General features: G+C 69.5%; 17 protein-coding genes. 8 read left to right on the plus strand and 9 right to left on the minus strand.

Features of this window, described 5'->3' with window-relative positions; translation table 11 throughout:
- Positions 1-274: 274 nt before the first annotated feature.
- A complete protein-coding gene (locus tag A8G18_RS08355; protein ID WP_064063499.1) occupies positions 275-1537 on the plus strand; it encodes a polysaccharide biosynthesis protein in 1263 nt (420 codons plus the stop codon).
- A 28-nt stretch (positions 1538-1565) separates the two neighbouring features.
- Here A8G18_RS08355 and pgfA read toward each other — a convergent pair whose 3' ends face one another.
- Complete coding sequence (pgfA, locus tag A8G18_RS08360) at positions 1566-2801, minus strand: cell envelope lipid trafficking protein PgfA (protein ID WP_064063500.1); 1236 nt, start codon at positions 2799-2801, stop codon at positions 1566-1568.
- Positions 2802-3048: 247 nt separating this feature from the next.
- On the opposite strand from pgfA, the gene A8G18_RS08365 reads away from it, so the two are divergent.
- Complete coding sequence (locus A8G18_RS08365) at positions 3049-4221, plus strand: acyltransferase family protein (RefSeq protein WP_064063501.1); 1173 nt, start codon at positions 3049-3051, stop codon at positions 4219-4221.
- On the opposite strand, the gene A8G18_RS08370 is transcribed toward A8G18_RS08365, so the two are convergent.
- From A8G18_RS08370 to A8G18_RS08380, 4 genes are all read right to left on the minus strand, one after another.
- The gene (locus tag A8G18_RS08370; RefSeq protein WP_064063502.1) at positions 4110-8396 is read right to left on the minus strand and encodes an alpha-(1->3)-arabinofuranosyltransferase; all 4287 of its coding nucleotides are present in this window, start codon (positions 8394-8396) and stop codon (positions 4110-4112) included. The genes A8G18_RS08365 and A8G18_RS08370 overlap by 112 nt on opposite strands.
- Positions 8377-8550 (minus strand): DUF2613 domain-containing protein, encoded by a 174-nt coding sequence (locus A8G18_RS22355; RefSeq protein ID WP_006552672.1) that lies wholly within the window; start codon positions 8548-8550, stop codon positions 8377-8379. The genes A8G18_RS08370 and A8G18_RS22355 overlap by 20 nt, the downstream gene beginning before the upstream one ends.
- Positions 8551-8690: 140 nt before the next feature.
- Complete coding sequence (locus tag A8G18_RS08375; RefSeq protein ID WP_064063503.1) at positions 8691-9773, minus strand: isochorismate synthase; 1083 nt, start codon at positions 9771-9773, stop codon at positions 8691-8693.
- 55 nt (positions 9774-9828) lie between these two features.
- A complete protein-coding gene (locus tag A8G18_RS08380) occupies positions 9829-10296 on the minus strand; it encodes a universal stress protein (protein ID WP_064063504.1) in 468 nt (155 codons plus the stop codon).
- 113 nt (positions 10297-10409) lie between these two features.
- Here A8G18_RS08380 and A8G18_RS08385 point away from each other — a divergent pair, with 113 nt between their 5' ends.
- Both A8G18_RS08385 and A8G18_RS08390 read left to right on the plus strand, forming a co-directional pair.
- Positions 10410-11582: a glycoside hydrolase family 3 N-terminal domain-containing protein gene (locus A8G18_RS08385; RefSeq protein ID WP_064063505.1), complete on the plus strand. Its 1173-nt coding sequence runs from the start codon at positions 10410-10412 to the stop codon at positions 11580-11582.
- Between the two features lie 74 nt (positions 11583-11656).
- Positions 11657-12265: a TetR/AcrR family transcriptional regulator gene (locus tag A8G18_RS08390; protein WP_016932524.1), complete on the plus strand. Its 609-nt coding sequence runs from the start codon at positions 11657-11659 to the stop codon at positions 12263-12265.
- Positions 12266-12364: 99 nt separating this feature from the next.
- On the opposite strand, the gene A8G18_RS08395 is transcribed toward A8G18_RS08390, so the two are convergent.
- Entirely contained in the window at positions 12365-13222 is an 858-nt protein-coding gene (locus A8G18_RS08395) for a MaoC/PaaZ C-terminal domain-containing protein (protein ID WP_016932523.1), read from the minus strand.
- Positions 13223-14569 carry a 3-oxoacyl-ACP reductase gene (locus tag A8G18_RS08400; protein WP_064063574.1) on the minus strand — a complete coding sequence of 449 codons (1347 nt, stop codon included), beginning with the start codon at positions 14567-14569 and terminating at the stop codon, positions 13223-13225.
- A gap of 124 nt (positions 14570-14693) precedes the next feature.
- Between A8G18_RS08400 and A8G18_RS08405 the strand changes: the two genes are divergently transcribed.
- The 4 genes from A8G18_RS08405 (at position 14694) to A8G18_RS08420 (ending at position 21087) form a co-directional block, all read left to right on the plus strand.
- Positions 14694-16007 (plus strand): acetyl-CoA C-acetyltransferase, encoded by a 1314-nt coding sequence (locus A8G18_RS08405; protein WP_064063506.1) that lies wholly within the window; start codon positions 14694-14696, stop codon positions 16005-16007.
- Positions 16008-16237: 230 nt separating this feature from the next.
- The gene (locus tag A8G18_RS08410; RefSeq protein WP_064063507.1) at positions 16238-18706 is read left to right on the plus strand and encodes a VanW family protein; all 2469 of its coding nucleotides are present in this window, start codon (positions 16238-16240) and stop codon (positions 18704-18706) included.
- A 309-nt stretch (positions 18707-19015) separates the two neighbouring features.
- Entirely contained in the window at positions 19016-19525 is a 510-nt protein-coding gene (locus tag A8G18_RS23185) for a hypothetical protein (protein ID WP_242496627.1), read from the plus strand.
- A complete protein-coding gene (locus A8G18_RS08420; protein WP_064063509.1) occupies positions 19489-21087 on the plus strand; it encodes an FAD-dependent monooxygenase in 1599 nt (532 codons plus the stop codon). Before A8G18_RS23185 ends, A8G18_RS08420 begins: the two co-directional genes overlap by 37 nt.
- A 69-nt stretch (positions 21088-21156) precedes the next feature.
- Here A8G18_RS08420 and A8G18_RS08425 read toward each other — a convergent pair whose 3' ends face one another.
- Together A8G18_RS08425 and A8G18_RS08430 are read right to left on the minus strand one after the other, a co-directional pair.
- Positions 21157-22992 carry an acyl-CoA dehydrogenase gene (locus A8G18_RS08425; RefSeq protein WP_016932654.1) on the minus strand — a complete coding sequence of 612 codons (1836 nt, stop codon included), beginning with the start codon at positions 22990-22992 and terminating at the stop codon, positions 21157-21159.
- A gap of 97 nt (positions 22993-23089) precedes the next feature.
- The gene (locus A8G18_RS08430) at positions 23090-23698 is read right to left on the minus strand and encodes a class I SAM-dependent methyltransferase (RefSeq protein WP_064063510.1); all 609 of its coding nucleotides are present in this window, start codon (positions 23696-23698) and stop codon (positions 23090-23092) included.
- Between the last annotated feature and the right edge of the window lies 1 nt (position 23699).

The raw sequence follows: 23699 nt of genomic DNA on the forward strand, positions 1-23699 counted from the left end.
CCCGCCGGCAGGTGCGAGGGAGACGGCGCGAGGTTCGCGGTCATCGCGCCGACCGTCACCAACGTCATGCCCGTGACGGCGGTACCCGTCGTCGAACCACGGGTGGTCTCGGCGCCCTCCGACGAGCGACGGGCCGTTCGCGGCATCCGCTCATCCGCCCATCCGGAACGACACCGGGTGCTGCCGCCAGTGCCGCCCGGATGGGCATGCGGGACGACTCCGGGCGTGGCATGGCGGCAGAATACGGTGTCGTTCCGGATGGGAGGATGAGCGGATGCCGCGAACACCCCGACGCGCGTCGGAGGGCGCCGAGACCACCCGTGGTTCGACGACGGGTACCGCCGTCACGGGCATGACGTTGGTGACGGTCGGCGCGATGACCGCGAACCTCGCGTCGTATCTGCTGCACCTGCCGGCGGGACGCTGGCTCGGGCCCGCCGGATACGGCGAGTTCGCGAGCCTGCTCGCCGCACAACTCGTCCTCGCCGTGCCGGCCCTGGCGTTGCAGACGGTCGTCGCCCGGGAGGCCGTGCACGGCACGGGTACCGCCGCTCTGCGCCGTCTCGGTTACCGCTGCGCCGTGCTGGCCTTCGTCGTCGCGATGCTCCTCGTGCCCGTCGTGGCGTGGGCGCTCGACACGAGCGTCGGGGGAGCGTTCGGATCGCTCCTCACCGCACCGCTGCTCGTCCTGCTCGCCGCCGAACAGGGTCTGCTCCAGGGGCGGGGCAGGTTCGCTGCGCTCAGTGTCGTCCTGGCCGCCGCAGGCATCGCGAAGGTGGTGCCGGCGGTCGCTGTGCTCGCCGTCGGAGGCGGTCCCGGCGCCGCGCTGTTCGCCGGTGCGATCGGGACAGGTGTGGTCGCGCTGGCCGCGCGCGCGCTGGTGGGCCGGACGTCCGGTGGCGGGCAGGAGCCGGCCCCGACCGCGGGGGCGGTTCTGCGCGCCTCCCAGGTGCAGCTGGCCCTCATCGCGCTCACCTCGCTCGACCTGCTGCTCGCCCGCACGCTGCTCGACCCCGATTCCGCCGGCCTGTACGCCCTGGGAGCGGTCGCGACGAAGGTCGCCTTCTGGCTGCCGCAGGCGGTCGGGGTGGTGCTCTATCCGCGGATGGCGAACCCCGCGCAGTCGGCGGCCGCGGTGCGCTCGGCCCTCACGGTCCTCGTCGCGATCGGCGCAGTGCTCGTCGCCGGGGCCGCGATCTGCGGGCCGCTCGTCCCGATGCTCGTCGGCGACGCCTACGGTCCTGTGCAGTCGCTGCTGTGGCTGTTCGCGCTGCAGGGTGCCTGCCTCGCGGTGCTCCAGGGCGCGTTGCTGTCGGCGATCGCCGGGGAGCGCACCCATCTCGCGCTCGTCGCGTGGGCGGGTCTCGCCCTCGAAACGGTGCTGATGTTCACGGTGGCATCGACCCTGCAGCAGTTCGTCGGCGTCGCCGTCGGGGTGGCCGCCGCGACCGCCGCGGTGGTCGCGGTACTCGCGGTGCGCGGTGCTGCAGCGACCCGGTCACACACGGACGAAACCGCCCCCCACCGGGATCGGTGAGGGGCGGCTCGGTTCGTCTACCGGACGATCACTCCTGTGTCGGAGGCTTGCGCAGATCGGTGCGCGGGATCTCCTGCGTCCGATCGGTCGTCCAATCGCGCTGTTGCGCGTTCGGATCGGTCTGGCGCGGGATGACCTCGGTGCGGTCGTCGGTGTGGTCGCGCTGCGCGCCCGCCGAATGCGCCGGGCCCACGGTGGTCGTGGCCGGGCCTGCCGGAGCGGGACCGCCGGTCGCGGTGGCCGGACGACGGTTGCCGCCGCCGCGCAGGCCGAGCACGAAGCCGACGATCAGCAGGATGACGCCGAGGATGCCGAGGATGATCGGCAGGGTGCGGCCGAACAGCGAGATGGTGTCCTGGCCGTCCTTCGCCTGGCCGATCTGGTACTCGATCGTCTCCTCGTTGAACGGGAGCGTCACGTCGAGGACCGTCACCTCGGGCTTGCCGGCCTCACGGGCGTAGTACTGGTCCTGCTGCTCCTGGCCCTTGACGACGACGCCGGTGATCGGATCGACCCACAGGTCGCGGGTGTTGTTGTACCAGCGGGTCATCGTGATCGGCTCGTCGCCCTCACCGACACCCCAGGTGGAGGCGGGCAGGCTGAGCTTGTAGGTCGGCGATTCACGGTCGGCCTTCGACAGGTCGATCGGGCCGATCTCCTGACTGAAGTGGTAGACCTTCATGCCGTTGATCTCTTCCTCACCGACGAAGTCGAGGGGGAAGTTGTCGCGCGCATTGATGTCGTAGTACGGGTACGACTCCTGCTTGACGTCGAACGGGAACTTGTACTGCAGTCCCGCACGATTGTCGATCTCCACGGGCGGCTTGTCCGCGCTGGTCTGGATCGTGCTCACACGATCCTGGAAGTCCTCCTCCGAAACGGGCATGGAGGTCTTCCGGTCGATCGTGACACGGTCGACGACAGCCGAGACGAGGCCCGTGTCGCCCTGCATGTCGAGTCGTCGCACGGTCTGGCCGGCCTGCAACGTCATGACCTCGGCGTCCGAGGGATCCTCGACGGTGACGAAGCGCTGCGCGACGATCGGCACATCGCGATCGACCTGCGCGTTACCGGCGAGCAGCTGGCGGGAGTTGAGGATGTCGCCCGTGCCCTCGGCGACCGTGGTCACCTCGAGATCGAGCGGTGTCGTCCTCAATTTCCCGAGCGTGTACGTCGGCACGAGAATCGCGATCACCAGGAGGAAGGCCCCCAGGCCCACCAGAATCATTGCCAGTATCCGGCCGGAGCTCGAACGCTCAGCCATGCTTTCTCCTCACTCAACGGTCGTCATCGAGTACCCCCACCGGCAGCAGCAGGGCTGCACGGATCGCCTGGCATCCGGCCCGCGAACACCACGTGAGCTCAGACACTAACAGCCCGGTATGGCAATATGCGCGCCCGCTCGCCGCCGGGACGCACAGACAGTCGATCTTCGTCGCCTGCCGGGATCGTCCCGTTCCACGTGATCCTGCTCTGTCCGACTCCGCCCCGGCACGGCACACTGATGCCCGATGACCATCACCACCGACCGGAACCGCAGCGTGAGCGGATTCCTTCCGGCACTCGAAGGGATGCGCGGGTTCGCCGCAGTGGGCGTGTTGATCACGCATGTCGCGTTCCAGACCGGCGCAGTGCACGACCCGCTGATCGGGCGGGTCTGGGCACGTTTCGACCTCGCAGTCGCCCTGTTCTTCGCCCTGTCCGGCTTCCTGCTGTGGCGTCCGCATGCCGCGGCGGCCCGCGGGCTCGGGCCGACCCCCTCGGCCGCTCGCTACTTCCTCTCCCGAGCGACCCGCATCCTCCCCGCCTACTGGACCGTCGTGGTCCTGGTGTTGTGGCTGCTGCCCGGCGCGGGAGGCGGAATCACGGTGTGGTGGTCGAATCTCGCGCTCGCGCAAGTGTTCGTCCCACTCACCCTCACCGAGGGCCTCACCCAGATGTGGAGTCTGTCGGTGGAGGTGGCCTTCTATCTGGTTCTGCCCCTGCTGGCCGTGGCGGTGAGCGGACTGCGCGGGGACGCCGCCCGTTACCGTGTCCCGCTGCTGCTCGCGGTGAGCGGACTGTCGCTGTTGTGGGCGTGGGTGCCGGTCGGCACTCCCGATCACATCAACCACACCAACTGGCTGCCGGGCTTCCTGCCCTGGTTCGCGGCGGGCATGATCCTCGCCGAGCTCGTCTCCGGACCCGAGACGTGGATGCACCGGCTCGCGGCGCGGCGCGCGGCGATGGGACTGCTCGCCGTCGCCGCCTTCGCGGCTGCGGCCACCCCGCTGGCAGGACCGGAGACGCTGACCGACCTCGCACCGGCCGAGTACCTCGCCAAGATCGCCCTGGGGGCGATCATGAGCTTCGCGCTGCTCGCCCCGCTGACCCTCGCGCCGCGCCGGCATCACCGCGTCCTGGCGAGCCCGGCCGCGCTGGCGGTCGGCCGCTGGTCGTACGGCGTGTTCATCTGGCACCTCGCGGTGCTGTCGATCGTCTTCCCCGTGTTCGGGATCCCGGCCTTCGCGGGCCACTTCTGGTTCGTGCTCACGGTGACGATCGTGCTGAGCCTGGCCGTCGCCTCCGTCAGCTACGCGCTCGTCGAGGAGCCGGTGCGGGCCGCCTTCCACCGCTGGGACAGGGCCCGGCGCGGCACCGCTGCCAGACCGACCGCGACCACACCGACGAGCGCCGCGAACTGAATCAGGAACGAATGCCCGACGTATCCGTCGGGTGATCGCCACGGTCCGGTGGACAACAGCGCCATCGCCAGCATCGTCGCGCCGCCGGCGGTGCCCACGAGCACGCGCGACACGAGAGTGGGGCCGCGACGCAGCGCGAGCGCACCGATCCCCACCGCGCCCACGGCCGCGACGACGGCACCGACCCATCCCGCAAGGAGCGTCGCGGCGGCCAGCACACCGGCCAGCGCGACGGTCGACGAACCCCAGGTGCGCGGCATCGGGCCCGGGTCCTCGGTGCGCCGACGGGGCCACAGTGCCGCCGCGAACAGCGGGAGGAGCAACAGCAGTCCGCCGAAGATCCCGAGGCGGTACCAGCGGTCGGTCGCGAACTCGAGGGTCAGCACCTGTTCCGGTCCGGCCGGCACGATCCAGCCCTGTTGCCAGCCGTCCACGACGACCGGCGTGGCCACGGTGCCGTCCGGAGTGCGCGCCACCCAGCCGACATTGGTGCTCTCGGGCACCACCACGAGCCGATCCTCGTCGCCTTCGGGAACCGTCACCTCACGCAGGTTCTCCGTCCAGCGACCCTTCTGCAGTTCGGTCGGCTCCGCAACGGGCGCGTCGGAACCGGGGACGGTGAGCCGCAGGCTCGAGACGACGAAGGCCGCACCGGGCTCGACGTCGATGTCGACGCGGCCGGGGTTCATGCCGACGACGTCGGTGTCGCACAGCGTCGCAGGAACCTCGAGGCCCGCGGCGAGGTCGGCGACGCTCGCGGTGACGGACGTGCGGTAGCTCCGGCCCTCGATGTCGACGACGGGTCCGCTCTCGCAATCGACGGTCACCGTCTCGTCGTAGACGGACTGCTGCGCCCCGATCGGCCCGTCGTCACCGAGCACCGACACCTCCGCGAGCCCGGGCGGGGTGAGCTTCGAGAAACCCAGCACGGTGCGATCGAGGGTGTCGCGCCACCGCACCACCGTCAGCTCGACCCGGTCCGTGACGTGCGGGGTCAGGTCGACGACCGTGTCGTCGTCGCCGAGCTCGCGCACCTGCGGGCCGTTGCCGAGATTCACCGCGACCGTCGACGGTGCGACCGGCAGCGCTCCCAGTGCCGACCTGATGTCCAGCCCGGTCACGCGGTGCTCGCCGGGCAGTTCCAGGGTGAGCGACGGCCGCGGGGCACCCCGTTCGAGCGAGCTCTCCTCGGCGGTCCACGACGTCCGCGGGTCGCCGTCGGTGAGCGCGAAGGCCGACCCCTGCAGGTCGACGACGTCGGCATCCCCGCGCGCGACGACCCGATCGGACCGGTCCACGAGCTCCTCGAGCGCCGGCCCGGGGCGCGCACGCAGGAACAGCTCCGGACGCACCCACGTCTCCTGCGGCACGGTCGGGCTTCGCGTGAACGTTCCGGGTTCCTCCGCGGAGGTGGCGAGCCCGCGCGCGCAGCGCACGCGGTCGCCGGTGTCGACGCAGCTGCCGCGGCCGGGGAACTCCTGGCCGAGCTGCCATCCGCGCACCCTAGTGTCCTCGGCCGGGCCCGGCACCACGATGCGGCGACGGATGTCGATCGGGCGCGGTTCGTTCCGGTCGGTGAAATCCTCGACGACCACCTCGGTGAGACCGAACTGGTTGCCGACCGTGCCGCGTTCGGTGTGCACGGACGTGATGCGGATCCACGACGTCGTTCCCAGCGGGAGTGCCACGGTCTGCTCGCGTGCCGGCTCGCCGACGCGCACCGCCGTGCTGCCCCGGTCGGTGGACACCTCGAGCCACTCGACGGGATCGCCGAGGGCTCCGGAGCTCGTCGTCAGGTGCAGCAGACCCGCGTCGATCGGCCGGTCGAGGTCGAGCTGCAGCCACTGGCCGATCGCCGATTCGAGACCGTTGCTGTGCCAGCCGGTCGTGGGGTCGCCGTCGACCACCGCAGCGGGGCCGCTGGCCACCGAGGTGCCGCCGAGCTGGGTGGCGTCCGATGCCGCGCTCGACACGCTGATGCGGGCGCCTTCCCATTCGGCCCGGACGAGTTCGGTGTCGGGCACCGGATAGTCGGGAACGGCGTTGTGGGTGCGGCGCGGGTCGTCGGCCGCCCGGATCGTCGACGAATGGTGATCGACCTGCCCGTAGTCCGTCTCGCGGTCCGTCGGGGTGTCGGTGATCGTCACCCCGTCGACGGGAAGACCGGCGCGGGCCGCGTCGGCGGCGAGGAGCGTGGGCCCGACGAAATCGGGGTGCGCGGTGTTGCGGCGCAGCAGCGCCTCGGGGCCACCCTGCACGACCGGCACGTCCGCGACGTCCACGGCGTAGGGGCCGAAGGGCGCCCCGGCGGGCTCGGCGACCCGGTAGATCTCCACTGCCGGGTAGACCGGTCGCAGGTCGGCGTCGGTGACGAAGTCGTCGGGGTTGTCGAACACGATGTCGTCGCCGAACCCGGCGACCTTCTCGATGCCCGGCGAGCCCTCGAGCGCCCGGTGCACGAGTGCCGGTCGCGCGGCGGGGGAGGTGTCGGGGTCGAGGTCGTTGCGCACCACCAGGAAGCCGATGCCCTGGCCGCGCAGGGTCGCGGCGAGGCCGTCGGACGGACGACCGTCGGCGATGTCGCGCTGCACGGCGTCGAGGGCCCGGATCGCTCCGGGGGGCACGAGCGGGACGGCGTCGCGGACGGCCCACGGCGTCGACGCGAGGGCCTGGAGCGGTTCGTCGCGGGTGAGGCCCCACAGTTGGCTGCCGAACGGTGCGCCGGGAACGATGAGGGCGCGTTCGCCGCGGTCGGTCGTGTTCTCCTCGAGCCACGCCGCCGTGGCATGCCAGTATCCGGGGACCTCGTCGTACGCACCGCGCGGCGCGAGCCGGCCGGTCCACGCGAGCGACGTCGCGAGCGTCGTCGCGACGAGGATCAGCGTCGTCACCGCGACCATCGGATTGCGTTCGGGATGCGCGAAGGCGTTCCGGGCGCGGGACCACGGCACCGACCCCGGCAGGGGCACGGCGCGCAGCAGGTGCGCGAGCCCGAGCACCACCGGCAGCCGCACGAGGGGTTCGAGTTTGTGCACGTTGCGCAACGGCGCGCCGGTGCTGTCGAGGAACGACCGGACCTGCTCGGCGAACAGCGAGTCGAGCTGACCGATGTAGCCGACGCCCATACCGACGAGACCCACCGCGAGGATCAGGGTGAGGCGACCGCGCGCGGGCATCGAGCGCATCGCGAGACCGGCGAGCCCGGCCGCGGCCAGGGCGCCGGTGACGAGGACGGCGGCGGGCTGCGTGACGAGGACGGCACCCGCGATGCGTTCGGGGGAGACGAACGGTGTCCAGCTGCTGGTGCCGCGCAGCACCTCGGCGAGCGACGTCCACTCGGTGGTGACACCGGACGATTCGATGAAGTCGAGGAAGGGCGGGCTGACGCGGCCGAGCAGCAGCAGCGGCACCATCCACCACGTCACCGCGACGACGCACAGCGGCAGCCACCACAGGGTGAAGCGCCACCAGCGCCGGTTCGGGCGGTGCGCGGCCCACCACAGGCCCGCGACGAGACACGCCGCGGCGGTCGCGACGGCGTTGATCGCGCCCATGAGGGCGACGGCCACCGCGGATTGCGCGGCGAGCCGGCGGGCCGAGCCGGGATCCGGCGTGTTCAGGTAGCGCACCAGTGGCAGCAGCACCCACGGCGCCACCATCATCGGATGTGCTTCCGACGAGATGGAACCGAGCGTGGTGAGGACGCGGGGGGACAGCACGAACACCGTCGCCGCGATCAGGCGGGAGCTACGGCTCCCGATGCCGAGCGCTTCGGCGAGGCGGACGAGACCCCAGAATCCGGCGACGAGCAGCAGCACCCACCACACCCGCTGGGTGATCCACGGAGGGATGTGCAGCAGTTGTCCCGCGGCGAAGAACGTGCCGTGCGGGAAGAAATAGCCGTACGCCTGGTTCTGCACCTGCCCGAGCGGCGCCACGCTGCTCCACTGGTGAGCGGCGCGCGTGAGGAAGCCGATCGGGTTCTGCGTCAGGTCGTACTTGGTGTCGGCGACGACCAGGCCGGGAACCTGGGCGAAGGACAGGACCACCGCCACCGCGGTGACTGCGTACAGCCACCGCCGGGACAGCGGTTCGGCGGACGGGAGCTCCGTCTCGTCTCGGTACGTGCGTGAACTCGAAGCGTTGCCGGCGCCGTCAGCGGCTGCCGTACTCAACCTGGTTCAGGAGGGACGAATCGGCGTTGCCACTGCGATCGATCTGAGGGCGCGAATTCTCCTGTACGGCGGCCGTCACGCCGAAGACCGCCACGGCGCCGAGTACGGCACCGACGACCACGCTACCCAGGCCCGGTCCCAGGAACTTCCCCATTCCGTCTCCCCATCTCCAGTGACGCAGGCAGTCATCGCCGGACGCCACGCTGTCTATCGGTCCGCGCCAAACTATCACCCCGCACGGCGTTCGCGGACGGTGCGAGCCTCCGAGGTGATCTTCGCGCTCGGCGGGGCGCTCTACACGCCCAGCACACCGAGCAGCGTACGCAGTTTCGCGGTGGTCTCGTCGAGTTCGGCGAGAGGGTCGGAATCGGCGACGATGCCGCCTCCGGCCCAGGCCACGGCACGCCGGCCGTCGGAGCTCAGCTCCGCACACCGGATGGCGACGAACCAGTCGCCGTCGCCCTGCTCGTCGCACCAGCCCACCGCGCCGCCGTAGAAGCGACGGTCGCCCTCGACCCCGGAGATCACGTCCAGCGCGGCCTCGGTGGGGGTGCCCGCCACGGCCGGGGTCGGATGCAGCACGTGGGCGAGGGTGAGCGCGTCGGTTCCGGGGTCGCGGAGGGTGCCCGTGATCGGGGTGGCGAGATGCCAGACATCGGGTGTCGCGGTGAGTTCGGGCTTGTCGGGGATGTCGAGGTCGCTGCACAGCGGCGCCAGCCGTTCGCGGATCCGGTCGATGACGTAACCGTGCTCCGCGAGGTTCTTGCTCGACATCAGCAGTTCCTCACCGGCACGGCGGTCCTCGTCCGGGTCGGCCCGGCGCGCGGCGGTGCCGGCGAGCGGACGGCACGTGACGGTCTCACCGTGGCGGCTCACGAGCAGTTCGGGGGTCGCGCCGACCAGTGTGTGCCCCCAATAACGTTCACCCGCCGCACTCAGGTCCAGTGCGTAGGTCGTCGCATCGGGGTGACGTTCGATCATGCGCGCGGCGAGAGCGAGCGGGTCGAGAGGTTCGTCCGCCTCGAGCGCGACCCGCCGGGCAGCGACCACCTTCTCCAATTCTCCGAGCGACAACCGCTCCACGAGCCGGCGCACCCGTTCGACGTGCACCCGGGGCAGGGGGAGTTCGGCGGACACCCGTACCGGAGGCAGTTCCGGCAGGTCGGGTGGGGCCTGCCACGGACCCTCGGTGATCTCCACGTCGTCGGGCTGCGCGAGGGCCACCGGACGGTGCGGCGAGAACGGCAGTGCACCGACGACGAGGGTCGCCTTACCGCTCCGGAGTGCGCGCGTGGCGGAGTGGACGTCGTCGAAGAACCGGCGGGTGCCGGTGGCGTGCACCGAGCGTTCGGCGCGCGAGAGCAGGAATCCGTCCATGGTGGATCGACAATATCCCTGCCTGCACCCGGCGCCGGTGACCCGGTGCGGGGCGTCAGCGCCCCGGCGGCACGATCAGGACCGGCCGGTGACTGTGCCGGAGCACGTGGTCGGCCACCGACGATTGCAGCAGCGAACGCAGGCCGGTGGTGCCGCGGGTGCCGGTGACGATGATGTCGACGTCCAGTTCGTCGGCGGTCTCGATGATCGCCGACCACACCGCGTTGACGACCTCGACGGTGCGGCCCTCGGCGTGCAGACCCGTCGAGCGGGCCAACTCGAGACCCTCGTCGTTGGTCATGCGCGCGTCGGACAGTGCCACGTCCTCGCTGTCCTCGTCGGGCACCCAGTCGGGCTGCATGACACCGGACAGGCCCGACATGCGGGCGGCCTGCCGGACCATCGGTTCCCAGGCGGTGACGACGACGGCGCGGCAGGATTCGAGGAAGCGGCCCGCATACTGCACGGCGCGCTTCGAGTTCTCGGAACCGTCGTAGGCGATGAGGATCAGATCTGCGCCCACCGCGTACCCCCTGGATCGGATTCGGATGTTCGGGTGCACCTTAACCTGCCGGGACGTCCGTGGGGGAGGTTCGAGCTGTGGGTCCTCGAGGTTCGTCCGCTACCGTCGGCACCATGCGGATCCGTCACACTGTCGCCGCCGTGCTCGCGGTCGCCCTCACCACCGCGGGATGCGGTTCGTCCGACTCGGGCGACGACCCGGTCGAGGCGACGCCGAGCTCGGCGACGGCCTCGTCCACGACTACCGCGACCACCACCGAGGCGACCGCGACCGCGACGTCGGCGACCTGCGGCGACGAGTTGCTCGCCCGGCTGACCCTGCGGCAGAAGCTCGCCCAGCTGCTCAACGTCGGGGTCACCGGGGCGGCCGACGCGCAGGCGATCGTCGAGTCCGAGCAGATCGGCGGCATCTTCATCGGCAGCTGGACCGACGCGTCGATGCTCTCCGAGCGTCTCGTGCCGCAGGTGGCCGCGCAGAGTGCGCTGCCGCTCATGGTCACGATCGACGAGGAGGGTGGCCGCGTGTCGCGCGTGGGCGCGCTGTTCGGTCCCGATCCGTCCGCGCGGGAGACGGCGCAGACGATGACGGTCGACGAGACCTACCGGATGGCATTCGAACGCGGACAGGAACTGAAGTCGCTGGGTATCACGGTCGACTTCGCGCCGGACGTCGACGTGAGCAGTCAGCCCGACGACTCCGTCATCGGCGACCGATCGTTCTCCGACGATCCCGAGATCGTCACGCAGTACGCCGGCGCCTACGCGCGGGGACTGCTCGACGCCGGAATCATGCCGGTGCTCAAGCACTTTCCGGGTCACGGCTCCGCCTCCGGGGATTCGCACACCGGTGCGGTGACCACCCCGCCGATCGAGCAGCTCCAGCAGAGCGACCTCGTGCCGTACCGCAGCCTGGTCTCGCCCGAGGTGGGCGTCATGCTCGGGCACCTCGCCGTGCCGGGGCTGACCGACGGGCTGCCCGCGAGCATCAGCCCGGCCGCGGTGGACCTGCTCCGCTCGGGTGCTTACGGCGGCCCCGCCTTCGGCGGCGTGATCTTCACCGACGACCTGTCGGGAATGCGTGCGATCACCGACACCTACGACATCACCGAGGCCGTCGAGGCCGCGATGGTGGCGGGTGTGAACCAGGCGCTGTGGCTGACCACCGCCGAGGTGCCCGCCGTGCTCGACCACCTCGAGCAGGTCGTGGCGGACGGCACCCTCTCGCCCGAATGGGTCGACGAATCGGTGCGGACGGTGACACGCGCGAAAGGCGCTCTGGACTGCTGAAACAGTCGGGTTGCTTCGGCGGCAGGCTTCCTACCGTAGAGTCAGAACTTCATTCGAGGAGTCCGGGAGGAGTCATGGCGGGCGGAACCAAGCGGCTGCCGCGTGCAGTGCGCGAGCAACAGATGCTGGACGCCGCCGTCGAGGTGTTCTCCGAACACGGTTTCCACAACACGTCCATGGACGCGATCGCAGGGCGGGCATCGATCTCCAAGCCGATGCTCTATCTGTACTACGGGTCGAAGGACGAGTTGTTCGCGGCGTGCATCGCCCGCGAGGGGCAGCGGTTCGTCGAGGCATTGACCCCGGCGGGCGATCCGACGCTCGCGCCGCGCGAACAACTGCGGGTCGCGCTAGAGTCGTTCCTCGGCTTCGTCGACGAGCACCGGCCGTCGTGGATGGTTCTGTACCGCCAGGCGCTGTCGCAGCAGGCCTTCGCGCCCCAGGTGCAGGGCAGTCGCGACCGGCTGATCGAACTCACCGCGCACCTGCTCGAATCGAGCACGCGCGATCCGGAACCCGGCACGAACTACACGATCATGGCCGTCGCGCTCGTCGGGGCCGGTGAGGCGGTCGCCGATCGCATCGCCGGCGGTGAGATCGACGTGCAGCAGGCCGCGGATCTGCTCGAGAATCTCGCCTGGCGCGGACTCGCGGGCCGCAAGCGTTCCGACCGGTTGCACTGATCTTTCCGGGCGAAATACGTTCGGGTACTCGAGGATTCGGGCAGGACGGAACGCCCCCATCGCGTCCCGCCCCACCCGAAATCTCGGTGCTTCCCCGTCCTACCGCACGGTGGCGGTCAGATGCGGGTAGTGCTTCTTCGGATGCCGCAGCGCGAGATCCCATCCGCCCGCGGCGTGCTGCGCGTACAGGCTCAGCGACGACGGCAGCAGGACGGGCTTACCGAATCGCACGGTGTAGGTGACCTTCTCGGGGATGCGTCCCTCGACGGCCGACAGGGCCGCCGCGGCACTCCACATGCCGTGGGCGATGGACGTGGGAAATCCGAATACCTTGGCGCCCAACGTCGAGACGTGGATCGGGTTGCGGTCGCCGGAAACCGCCGCGTAGCGGTCGATGATCTTCTGATCGACCCGCAGCGTGGAGGTGGGGACCGGTGGGATCTCCTCCTCCTTCGGCTCCGGCTTGGGCTGACCCGACAGCGACGTGCGCTGCTGGTGCAGGAAGGTCGACGTCTGCCGCCATACGAGTTCGCGCCCGACGTTCACCTCGCTGACGAGATCGGCCAGCAGGCCCTTGCGGTGTTCGCGCATGTTCTCCGCGTGCACCGCGATGTCGAGCGGTTCGGTGACCGAGACCGGCCGGAACTGTTCGATCACGTTCTCGGCGTGGACGGAACCGACGGCCGCGAACGGGAAGCCCTTGGACACCATCAGTTTCATCACGAGCGGGAACGTGAGGACGAACGGATAGGTCACCGGCAGCGTGTCGCCGAAACGCAGCCCGCACACCTTGGTGTACTCGGCGAGATTGTCGGGATCGACCTTCAGCGAGCGCAGTACCAGGACGTCGTCGGGCAGGCTGTCGCCCGACGCACCCACCACGGGCAGTGCTCCGAGCACGGCCCGGCTGTAGATGTCGAAGGTCGACGGCAGCGAGGACAGTTCGATCCGTGCCATCTAGGCCCCCAGCATGGACTGGCCGCACACGCGTACGACCTGCCCGGTCACGGCGCTCGACGCCGGGTTCGCGAACCACGCGACGGTCTCGGCGACGTCGACGGTCTCGCCGCCCTGCTGCAACGAGCTCATCAGGCGGCCGGCCTCGCGGGTGGCGACCGGGATGGCGGCCGTCATGGCGGTCTCGATGAAACCGGGGGCGACGGCGTTGACGGTGATCTTCTTGTCGGCGAGGACCTCGGAGGTGGCCTGGACGAGGCCGATGACACCGGCCTTGGACGCGCCGTAGTTGGTCTGGCCGCGGTTACCGGCGATACCCGCGATCGAGGACACGTCGATCACCCGGCCGCCTTCCTTCAATGCACCCTTCTCGACGAGCACCTCGGTGATCTTCTGCGGGGCGATGAGGTTGACGGCCATCACGGCGTTCCAGCGGGCGGCGTCCATGTTCACCAGCAGCTTGTCGCGGGTGATGCCGGCGTTGTGGACGATGATGTCGGCGCCGCCGTGCCGCTCGAGCAGGTGCGCGGCGAGCTTGTCGCCGGCGTCGGGTGCGGTGACGTCGAGGGCGAAGGCGGTACCGCCGACCTTGTTGGCGGTCTGCGTCAAGGCGTCGCCGGCTGCCGGGACGTCGGCGACGACCACGGTCGCGCCGTCGCGGGCGAGCACCTCGGCGATCGTCGCGCCGATACCGCGGGCCGCGCCGGTGACGACGGCGACCTTGCCGGCGAGTGGACGCTCCCAGGACTCGGGGGCGGTGGCGTCGCCCTCGCCGATACGGATCACCTGGGCGTCGACGAAGGCCGACTTCGCCGAGAGCAGGAAGCGCAGCGTCGACTCCACCCCGGCCAGGCCGGTGGCCGCCTCGGGGGAGACGTAGACGAGCTGCGCGGTCGCGCCGCGACGCAGTTCCTTGCCGACGCTGCGCGTGAAGCCCTCGAGGGCGCGCTGGGCGATGCGCTCGTCGACCGATCCGGCTTCCTCGGGCGTGGTACCCAGCACGACGACGCGGCCGCTCGGGGCGACATTGCGCAGGGCGGGCTGGAAGAACGTGAAGAGCTGTTCGAGGCCCGCGGGATCGGTGATGCCGGTAGCGTCGAACACGAGAGCGCCGAACTTCGTGTCGGACGGCTCGGCGAACGTGTAGTCGCTCAGGAGGGTGCGGATCGGTTCGACCAGGCGGCCGTTGCCGCCGAGCAGCACAGGGCCGGGCAGCGCGGGCTCACCGGGCTGGTAGCGCCGGAGCTTCTCGGGCTGTGGCAGACCGAACTGCTTGGCGAGGAATGCTCCGGGTGCGGACGAGATGAGCTGGGCGTAGAGCTTGGGTGCGCCCTTGGCTTCGGCCACGATTCCACCTTCTTCGATTCGGTCGTCGGTGCAGTGTTCGACAGCAAGCGTGTTCGACAACAAACTTACCCGTGAGTAAGAATAGTAGCCAGAATTCGAATCCGTCCGAAACCGGGAGACACCAGTGACCACCAAAGCCCGTTCCACGCAGCAGCGCCGTGTCGCCGTTCTCGGAGGCAACCGGATCCCGTTCGCCCGGTCCGACCGCACGTACGCGCGCGCGTCCAACCAGGACATGTTCACCGCCACCCTCGACGGCCTCGTCGGCCGTTTCAATCTCCAGGGCGAGCGGCTCGGCGCCGTCGTCGGCGGTGCGGTCCTCAAGCACGCCCGCGACTTCAACCTCGTGCGCGAGAGCGTGCTCGGCAGCGCGCTGAGCCCCTACACCCCGGCCTGGGATCTCCAGCAGGCATGCGGCACCGGTCTGCAGTCGATCATCGCGGTCGGCGACGCCATCGCCGCGGGACGGATCGAGGTCGGTATCGGCGGCGGCGTCGACACCACCTCCGACGCCCCGATCGCCGTGAACAACCAGCTGCGTGAGTTCCTGCTGTCCCTGAACCGGGCCCGCTCCACGGCCGACCGGGTCAAGCTGCTCGGCAACGTCCGCCCGTCGATGCTCGGCATCGAGATCCCGCGCAACGGCGAGCCGCGCACCGGCCTGTCGATGGGGGAGCACGCCGCGATCACCGCGAAGGAGTTCGGCATCGCCCGCGAGGCACAGGACGAACTGGCCGTCGCGAGCCACCGCAACATGGCTGCCGCCTACGACCGCGGCTTCTTCGACGACCTCGTCACCCCGTTCCTCGGGCTGACCCGCGACGACAACCTGCGTCCCGATTCGTCGGTGGAGAAGCTGTCGACGCTGAAGCCGGTCTTCGGCAACAAGCTCGGCGACGCCACCATGACGGCCGGCAATTCGACGCCGCTCACCGACGGCGCGTCGGCTGCGCTGCTGTCGAGCGAGGAGTGGGCCGCCGAGCGCAAGCTGCCGGTGCTCGCCTACCTCGTGGACTCCGAGACCGCCGCGGTCGACTACATCCACGGCGGCGACGGTCTGCTCATGGCCCCCACCTACGCCATCCCGCGTCTACTGCAGCGCAACGGCCTGACTCTGCAGGACTTCGATTTCTACGAGATCCACGAGGCGTTCGCCTCCGTGGTGCTCGCCACGCTCCAGGCGTTCGAGTCGGAGGAGTACTGCAAGGGCAAGCTGGGCCTCGACGCACCGCTGGGATCGATCGACCGCAGCAAGCTCAACGTCAACGGCTCGTCGCTGGCGGCCGGCCACCCGTTCGCCGCGACCGGCGGCCGCATCGTCGCCTCGCTGGCGAAGATGCTGCACGAGAAGAAGCAGGAGACCGGGAAGCCCGTCCGCGGCCTGATCTCCATCTGCGCCGCAGGCGGACAGGGTGTGACGGCGATTCTGGAGGCCTGATCGACCTCCTCGGAGATCGTTGAGCAAAAAAGTTCCGTTCGGTGTGTAACGCTCTGCGACGGACAGCGATAGACCCAGCGACCCCGCGCTGCTGCCTGACCCCCGACCTGGTAGCAACGCGGGGTCTTCGCATTCCGGCCGCAGCCGTGCCGAACAGGCGCACTACCCTTGACAGCAGGTAGTTCGGCGCGCGGATTCGACGGCGCGCCCGACTTTGCGAAAGGATCTGGGTGAGCGGCAGCAACGGGACCGACGACTCCCATCACGAGCACGACGACGCACGAACCGAGAATCTCGGTCCGTCGTCGGAGTCCGCTCGTGAGGACGGGGGTGCGTCGGCCCCTACCGAGCGTTTCGAAGCGGTCGATCCTCACCGGCAGGTGGCCGAGCCGACGGCGAGTGATGGCACGGAGCCGACGGCGAGCGATGTTCCGGAGCCGACGGCGAGCGATGTTCCGGAGCCGACGGCGAGCAGTGTTCCGGAGCCGAAGGCGAGCAGTGTTCCGGAACCGACGGCAGAAGCTGAGGCACAGCAACAAGCTTCCGGCGACTCCCGGAGCGAGAACGAGAATGCGGATCAGGCCCGCACCGACGTTGCAGACGGACCCGCGACCGAGAACGTCCCTCCTTCGGAGGCGCCCACCGCGGTCATCCCCGTCGTCGCGCCCGCGAACCGGGCACCGGGTGACGGATCGTCCGCCGCCACCGAGCGCGTCCACCGCTCGCCGGCGGAGCAGAGCCAGGGACAAGGGCACCCGCCGCAGGGCGATCAGCCGACCCGGCAGATGCAGGCGGAACCGCCGCCACAGGGTCCGCCTCCCGTCACTCCTCCGCCCACGGGTGGTCCGGCAGGGTCCGGGGACGGGGACGAGCCGAGCAAGCGGGGGTCGAATCTGCCTCGGCGGACGATCGCACTGGTCGTCGGCGGGGTCGTCGCGCTGCTCGCCGTGCTGTACGTGGCCGATCTCGCGATGTCGTCGGGCAAGGTCCCGCGTGGGGTCACCGTCGCGGGGGTCGAGATCGGCGGGATGTCGCTCGACGCGGCCGAGGCGGAGCTCACCGAACAACTGACGCCGCGGCTCGACGCTCCTGTGGACGTCACCGCCGGCGACACTCGGGGACAGCTCGTGCCGTCGGAGGCCGGCATCGGTATCGATTGGCCGGCGACCCTCGACAATGTGGGTGCGCAGCCGCTCAATCCGTTCACGCGATTGGCGTCCTTCTTCGGGAACGACGAGGTAGGCGTGGTCTCCACGCGCGACGAGGCCGCCCTCTCGGCGGCCATCGAGAAGGCAGCCGCCGCCGCTGCGCACGAACCGCGCGAGGGCAACATCCTCTTCGAGGACGGCACACCCGTCCCGGTGACGCCGCAGCCCGGTCAGCAACTCGACGTCGCTGTCGCGGGCGACGTCTTTGCCGAGCGCTGGCCGTCCGGCAACGTGTCGCTGCCCGTCGAGAGCGTCGATGTCACCGTCACCCGCGAGGGCCTCGACCGGGCGCTCGCGGAGGTCGCCGTCCCGGCTGTGGCGCAGGACCTGGTCGTCCGGGGACTCGACGGGGCCATCGGTGTGCTGCCGCGTGATGCGGTGGGCGCCGTCCTGTCGTTCGTGCCCGACGGGTCGGGGGGACTCGAACCGCAGTACGACACCGAGGCCGCGATCGGCATCCTCGCGCCGCAGCTCGCGCCGTCGGAGACCGAACCGAAGGATGCGCGGATCGTCCTCGACGGCGGTCGTCCGACGATCGTGCCCAGCGAGACCGGTGAGATGGTCGACTGGCCCGTCACTCTGGAGAAACTGCCCGACCTGCTGAAGCAGGAGGGCGACCGCAGCATCGACGCGGTGTACAAGAAGGCCGAGCCGAAACTCACCACCGAAGGTGCCGAGAAGCTCGGCATCAAGGAAGTGGTCGCGGAGTACACCACCGGTGGGTTCGAGTACGCGTCCGGTGTGAACATCCGCCTGGCGGCGCAGGAGATCAACGGCGCCATCGTCGAGCCCGGGGAGACCTTCTCCTTCAACGACTACACCGGACCACGTGGTGCGGCGCAGGGTTACATCGAGTCGGGCATCATCGAGGCCGGACGTCCCGGCAAGGCCGTGGGCGGCGGCATCAGCCAGCTCGCGACCACCCTCTACAACGCGACCTATTTCGCCGGCATGGAGGACGTCGAGCACACCGAGCACAGCTACTACATCTCCCGGTACCCGGCCGCGCGTGAGGCCACGATCTACGACGGCGCGATCGACCTGAAGTTCCGCAACCCGTTCGACACGGGTGTGCTGATCCAGACGATCGGCACCAGCTCCGACATCACGGTGCGCATCTGGGGAACGAAGACGGTCGACGTCCAGTCCGTCACCGGCAACCGCACGAACTACACCTCGCCCAACACCATCACGCTGCCCGCCGGCCCCTCGTGCATTCCTTCGAGCGGCGCGCAGGGCTTCACGGTCACCGATACCCGGATCGTCACCGATGCCCGGACGGGCGCGCAGATTTCGAACACGACGCGCACGGTGCGTTACGACCCGGTCCCGGTCGTCAAGTGCGTCAGCCCCGAGCCGGAGCCGAGCGACGAGCCCTCGGGCGGTGAAGACGCTGCGGCTTCCGGCGACGCCGAGGCGGATGCACCCGCGCCGGCACCGCAATCGCCTGCGGCCGGGGAACCCGCGACGGGCGGCCCCGAGGAGGAATAGCGGACGTCCTCGAAATGTGGGGAGGTTGTGTGCGGTTCCGGTGAAGAACTCGCACACAACCTCCCCCTTTTTTCGTCACTCGGGGAGCTGCGCCGCGTCGGGGTTCTCGCTCTTCCCGAACCCCACTCGGGCTTCTACTCTGGGTGCACGACAACCGTGCGACGGATTGTGGAGACCACGATGTCCCGGTCGGCTGAAAACGTTCCGCCACCTCGACCACGCTCGGACCCGGCCGAGGCGGATCACGATGCTGTGACTCCGCCACCTGCTCGCCGAGCCGCCCCGCGAGTGCTCGAGAGCGCCGTCGGCATGGTTCGTCTGCTTCGCGCACGACGGCTGCACAATCCCCGTAGGAATGTGGGGCAGCGGGTGCGGTTCGCCGACGGCAGTAGCGCTGTGGTGTATCGCGAGACCCGAGTGGACGACGGCAGAGCAGACGACCCGGCCCTACTGGTGGTCGGATTCGTCCTGCGCGGCATCCGCGGTCCCGGTCATCGGGCCTTTCGGCTGGAGAGCTGGCTGAACATTCCGATGTTCGTCGGGTTCCCGGGATTCCGCTCGAAGCTGTGGATGACGCACGACGAGCACGGCTGCTATCGGGGCATCTACGAATGGGACGGCGCCGAGCGGGCCGCTTCCTACGTGCGCGCCTTGAGTTGGGTACTCGGGTTGGTCAGTGTCACCGGCTCGATCAGGGCGCACATCGTGCCGGGAGTGCACCGCGACGAGGCACTGAGCCGCCCGGAACTGTTATCGGGTTCGCACGCAGAGAAGACGAAGACGTGGTGGCAGCCCACGGCCCCGGTCGGCCTGCGCTGAACCGAGTCGACATCCTGGTCGTCGGTGCCGGTCCCGTCGGTGCCGCGGTGGCGCTGCATGCCCACAGGCACGGTGCCGGCGTCTGCGTGGCGGAGCGTCGCACCGAGTTGCAGCGGCCCTCCCGCTCGATGCTGTTGTGGTCGCGCACGCTGGAATCACTGCACCGGCTGGGGGTCGTCCACGAACTCGAATCGCGGTCCCTTGCGCGACTGCGCACACAGCTGCACCTCGGCGAGCGGACGGTCGACGTCGCGCTCGCCGATTTCGCGGTACCGGATCGGTTCCGGCAACCGCTGATGGTTCGGCAGGCGCTCCTCGAATCGGCACTGCACAGGGCAGTGGCCGACAGTGGAGTTCCCTTGCTGACGGGCGCCGAGCTCGACGGATTGTGGAACGACCGGGACGGGGTTCTCGCCCGGTTGCGTACCCGTGGCGGGCACCGATACGTGCATTGCCGGTTCCTGGTCGGTTGCGACGGGGCGGACAGCACGGTGCGCCGCTCGATTCGGATCCCGTGGCACGGTCACACCTATCGCGAGGAGGCGGTACTCGCGGATCTGGACCTCGAGGATCTGTCCCCGACCACGGCTCACATCGGGGCGGGCCCTGCCGGCATCGGCTTCCTCTTCCCGGAAGGGGAGCACGAAGCGCGCTGGCGGCTCGTCGCCACCCGGGCCGCGACCGGAGACGACGTCCCGCCGGGACGCGACGGGCCGCCGGTCTCCGTGTCCGAGATCCGAACCGTGCTCGAGGGAGCGAATCTTCCGGGGCGAGTGGGCGCGGCAGCGTGGTCGACACGCGTACGGTTGCAGCGCGCTCGGGCGGCCCGATTCCGGTCGGGTCCGGTATTTCTTGCAGGGGACGCGGCCCACGTGTTCTCACCTGCCGGCGCGCAGGGAGTGAACACCGGGCTGCAGGATGCCGCCAATCTGGGATGGAAGCTTGCTGTCGCGTGCGGCGGTTCGACCGATCCGGAGCGTCTGCTCGCATCGTACGACGCGGAGCGACGGCCTGTCGCCGACAAGGTCGGCACCCTTACCGAGCTGATCCTGCACGCGGAAGGGGATTCGCGACTGCCGTTCCGGTTCCTCCGTACCGCCGTGCTGCCGGCGGTGGCCCCGGCCGTGCCCACCCTCTTGCGGCTTCATCTGCTCACCGCGACGGCGGGCGCGACGCTGTCGCAGGACTGGGTTTCGTACCGCGCCGGCCCGATCACCGAAGGACATCGGTGCCGCGGGGCCGGCCGACTGCAGGCGGGCGACCCGCTTCCGGACATCGAGGTGGTCACCCGAGGACGAGCGAGCCGGGTGCACGACCTGACCTGCTCACCGGGTATGCACGTACTGCACGGCCCGGCAACACTTCTGCACCCGGTATCCGGGACGGTGCCGGTGACCTGTCATCCGATCGACACATGGCCGCCGCGCCGGATTCTCGCCGTCAGACCGGACGGATACATCGGCTACCGCGACGACTCCGGTGATCCGTCCAGCCTGGATCGATGGCTGCGCACGGTAACGGGTACGGCCGAGCCTGCCGGGGCAGGTCGGCCCGGCCGATGACGACGGCCGCTGCGACCCTCTTGCCGAGAGTCGCAGCGGCCGTTCGCGCTACCGCGGTGAGCGGTTCGATCAGAACGCGGCTTCGTCGAGTTCCATGATGTCGAGGTCGACGTCGGTGATGATCTGACGCGCGACGCTCAGCTCGGGCAGCACGTTCTTGGCGAAGAAGGACGCTGCCGCGACCTTGCCCTCGTAGAACGCCTTGTCCGCGGCGTCGGTGCCGGCATCGAGCGCACCGAGGGCGATCTCGGCGTGCTCGAGCAGCAGCCAGCCGATCATCAGGTCGCCGAATGCCTCGAGGAATCGGACGGAGCCGAGGCCGACCTTGTACAGCTCGGTGGGCTGTTCCTGCGCACCCATGAGGTACTGGGTGAGCGTCGCGACCATCGTCTGGGTCTCGCCGAGCGCGGTGGCCAGGAGCGTGCGCTCCTTCTTCAGACGCTGGTCGGCATCGTCGCGCTCGACGAACTTCTTGATCTCACCGGCGATGTGGGCGAGCGCCACGCCACGGTCGCGAGCGATCTTGCGGAAGAAGAAGTCCTGCGCCTGGATGGCCGTGGTGCCCTCGTACAGCGAGTCGATCTTCGAGTCGCGGATGTACTGCTCGATCGGGTAGTCCTGCAGGAAGCCCGAACCGCCGAGGGTCTGGAGCGAATCCTTCAGGTACTGGTAGGCCCGCTCGGAGCCGCAACCCTTGACGACCGGCAGCAGCAGGTCGTTGATGCGGTGCGCGAGAGCGGCGTCGGCACCCGAGACCTGCTCGGCGACGACGTCGTCCTGGTGCGCCGCGGTGTACAGGTACACGGCGCGCAGGCCCTCGGAGTAGGCCTTCTGCATCGCCAGCGAACGCCGCACGTCGGGGTGGTGCATGATCGACACGCGCGGCGCGGTCTTGTCGGACATCTGTGTGAGGTCGGCGCCCTGGATGCGCTCCTTGGCGTAGTCGAGGGCATTGAGGTAGCCGGTCGACAGGGTCGCGATGGCCTTCGTGCCGACCATCATGCGGGCGTGCTCGATGACGTCGAACATCTGCGCGATGCCGTTGTGGACCTCGCCGACGAGCCAGCCCTGAGCCGGAACGCCGTGGCCACCGAAGGTGACCTCGCAGGTCGCGGAGGCATTGAGGCCCATCTTGTGTTCGACGTTGGTGACGAACACGCCGTTGCGCTCGCCCATCTCGTCCTTCTCGAAGTCGAAGTGGAACTTCGGGACGAAGAACAGCGACAGGCCCTTGGTGCCGGGGCCGGCACCCTCGGGGCGGGCGAGGACGAGGTGGAAGATGTTCTCGAACAGGTCGTCGGAGTCGGCCGAGGTGATGAACCGCTTGACGCCCTCGATGTGCCAGGAGCCGTCGTCCTGCTTGATCGCCTTGGTGCGACCGGCGCCGACGTCGGAACCGGCGTCGGGCTCGGTGAGGACCATGGTGGCGCCCCAGCCGCGCTCGACGCAGGTGGCGGCCCACTTCTTCTGCTCATCGGTGCCGTTGTCGTAGAGCACGCCTGCGAAGGCAGGGCCGGCCGCGTACATGAAGGCCGCGGGCTGGGCGCCGAGCATCATCTCGTTGACGGCCCACAGGAGGCTGCGCGGTGAGTCGGTGCCGCCGAGCTCCTCGGGGATGCCCATGGACCAGTAACCGGCGTCCCACCAGGCGCGGAACGACTTCTTGAACGGCTCGGGAAGCGACACCGAATGGGTCTCGGGATCGAAGACCGGCGGGTTGCGGTCGGCGTCGGCGAAGCCTTCGGCCGCCGGCCCCTCGGTCAGTGCCTTGACCTCGGCGAGGATGCCGCGCGCGGTGTCCTCGTCCAGGTCGCCGAACTTGCCTGCTTCGAGGACCTTCTGAATCTTCAGGAACTCGAACAGATTGAACTCGAGGTCGCGGAGGTTGCTCTTGTAGTGGCCCATGTCGTCCGTGTCTCCCAGTGTGGTGCGGTCCAGCCGGCTTCAAGTACCGCCCAAGTTATTACTCGTCGGTAACATCTCTATGTTACTCGTCAGGCAACTAACTGCCAAGGGGCGGTTTCCGTGCCACGACGAGCGCGTCGATCGCCGTTCCCGCGTCGGTTTCCCGATAGCGCCGTTCGGCAATCATGATGTCCAGTCCTCCGTCGATTTCGTCGACGAGATCCGTTGGTGTGTAGAGAATTTCCTTGTCCTGCGGTCCGCCCACGCCGTCGTCGGGATTTGTTGCGTCGTGCCCGAGAAATATGAGCATTCCTTCAGGTTTCAGCGCATCGACGGCGCGGTCGAGAAGTGCCTTCCGCTGTGGCGGAGGGAAATGAAGGAAGACCGAGAGAATCAAGTCATATTCGCCGTCGAACGAGTCGGCCGTCACATCACCCCGGACGTAGTGGAGCCGGTCGCGCGAGCGGGACGGTGCCTGTGCGGCGATCCGGCGGGCCTTGTCGAGGGCGACCTCGGAGAAGTCGACACCCACGACTTCCCAGCCGCGCGTCGCCAACCACAAGGAGTGGCGGCCTTCGCCGCAGCCGAGGTCGAGGGCCCTCCCGTGCGGTAGTGACGCCACGTGTTCGACGATCACCGGATTGGGCGGCGTGCCCCAGATCATGTCCGACGTCGCGTACTTCTCGTTCCATGCCTGCGCATCCATG

Source organism: Rhodococcus gordoniae (assembly GCF_001646655.1).
GTDB lineage: Bacteria > Actinomycetota > Actinomycetes > Mycobacteriales > Mycobacteriaceae > Rhodococcus > Rhodococcus gordoniae.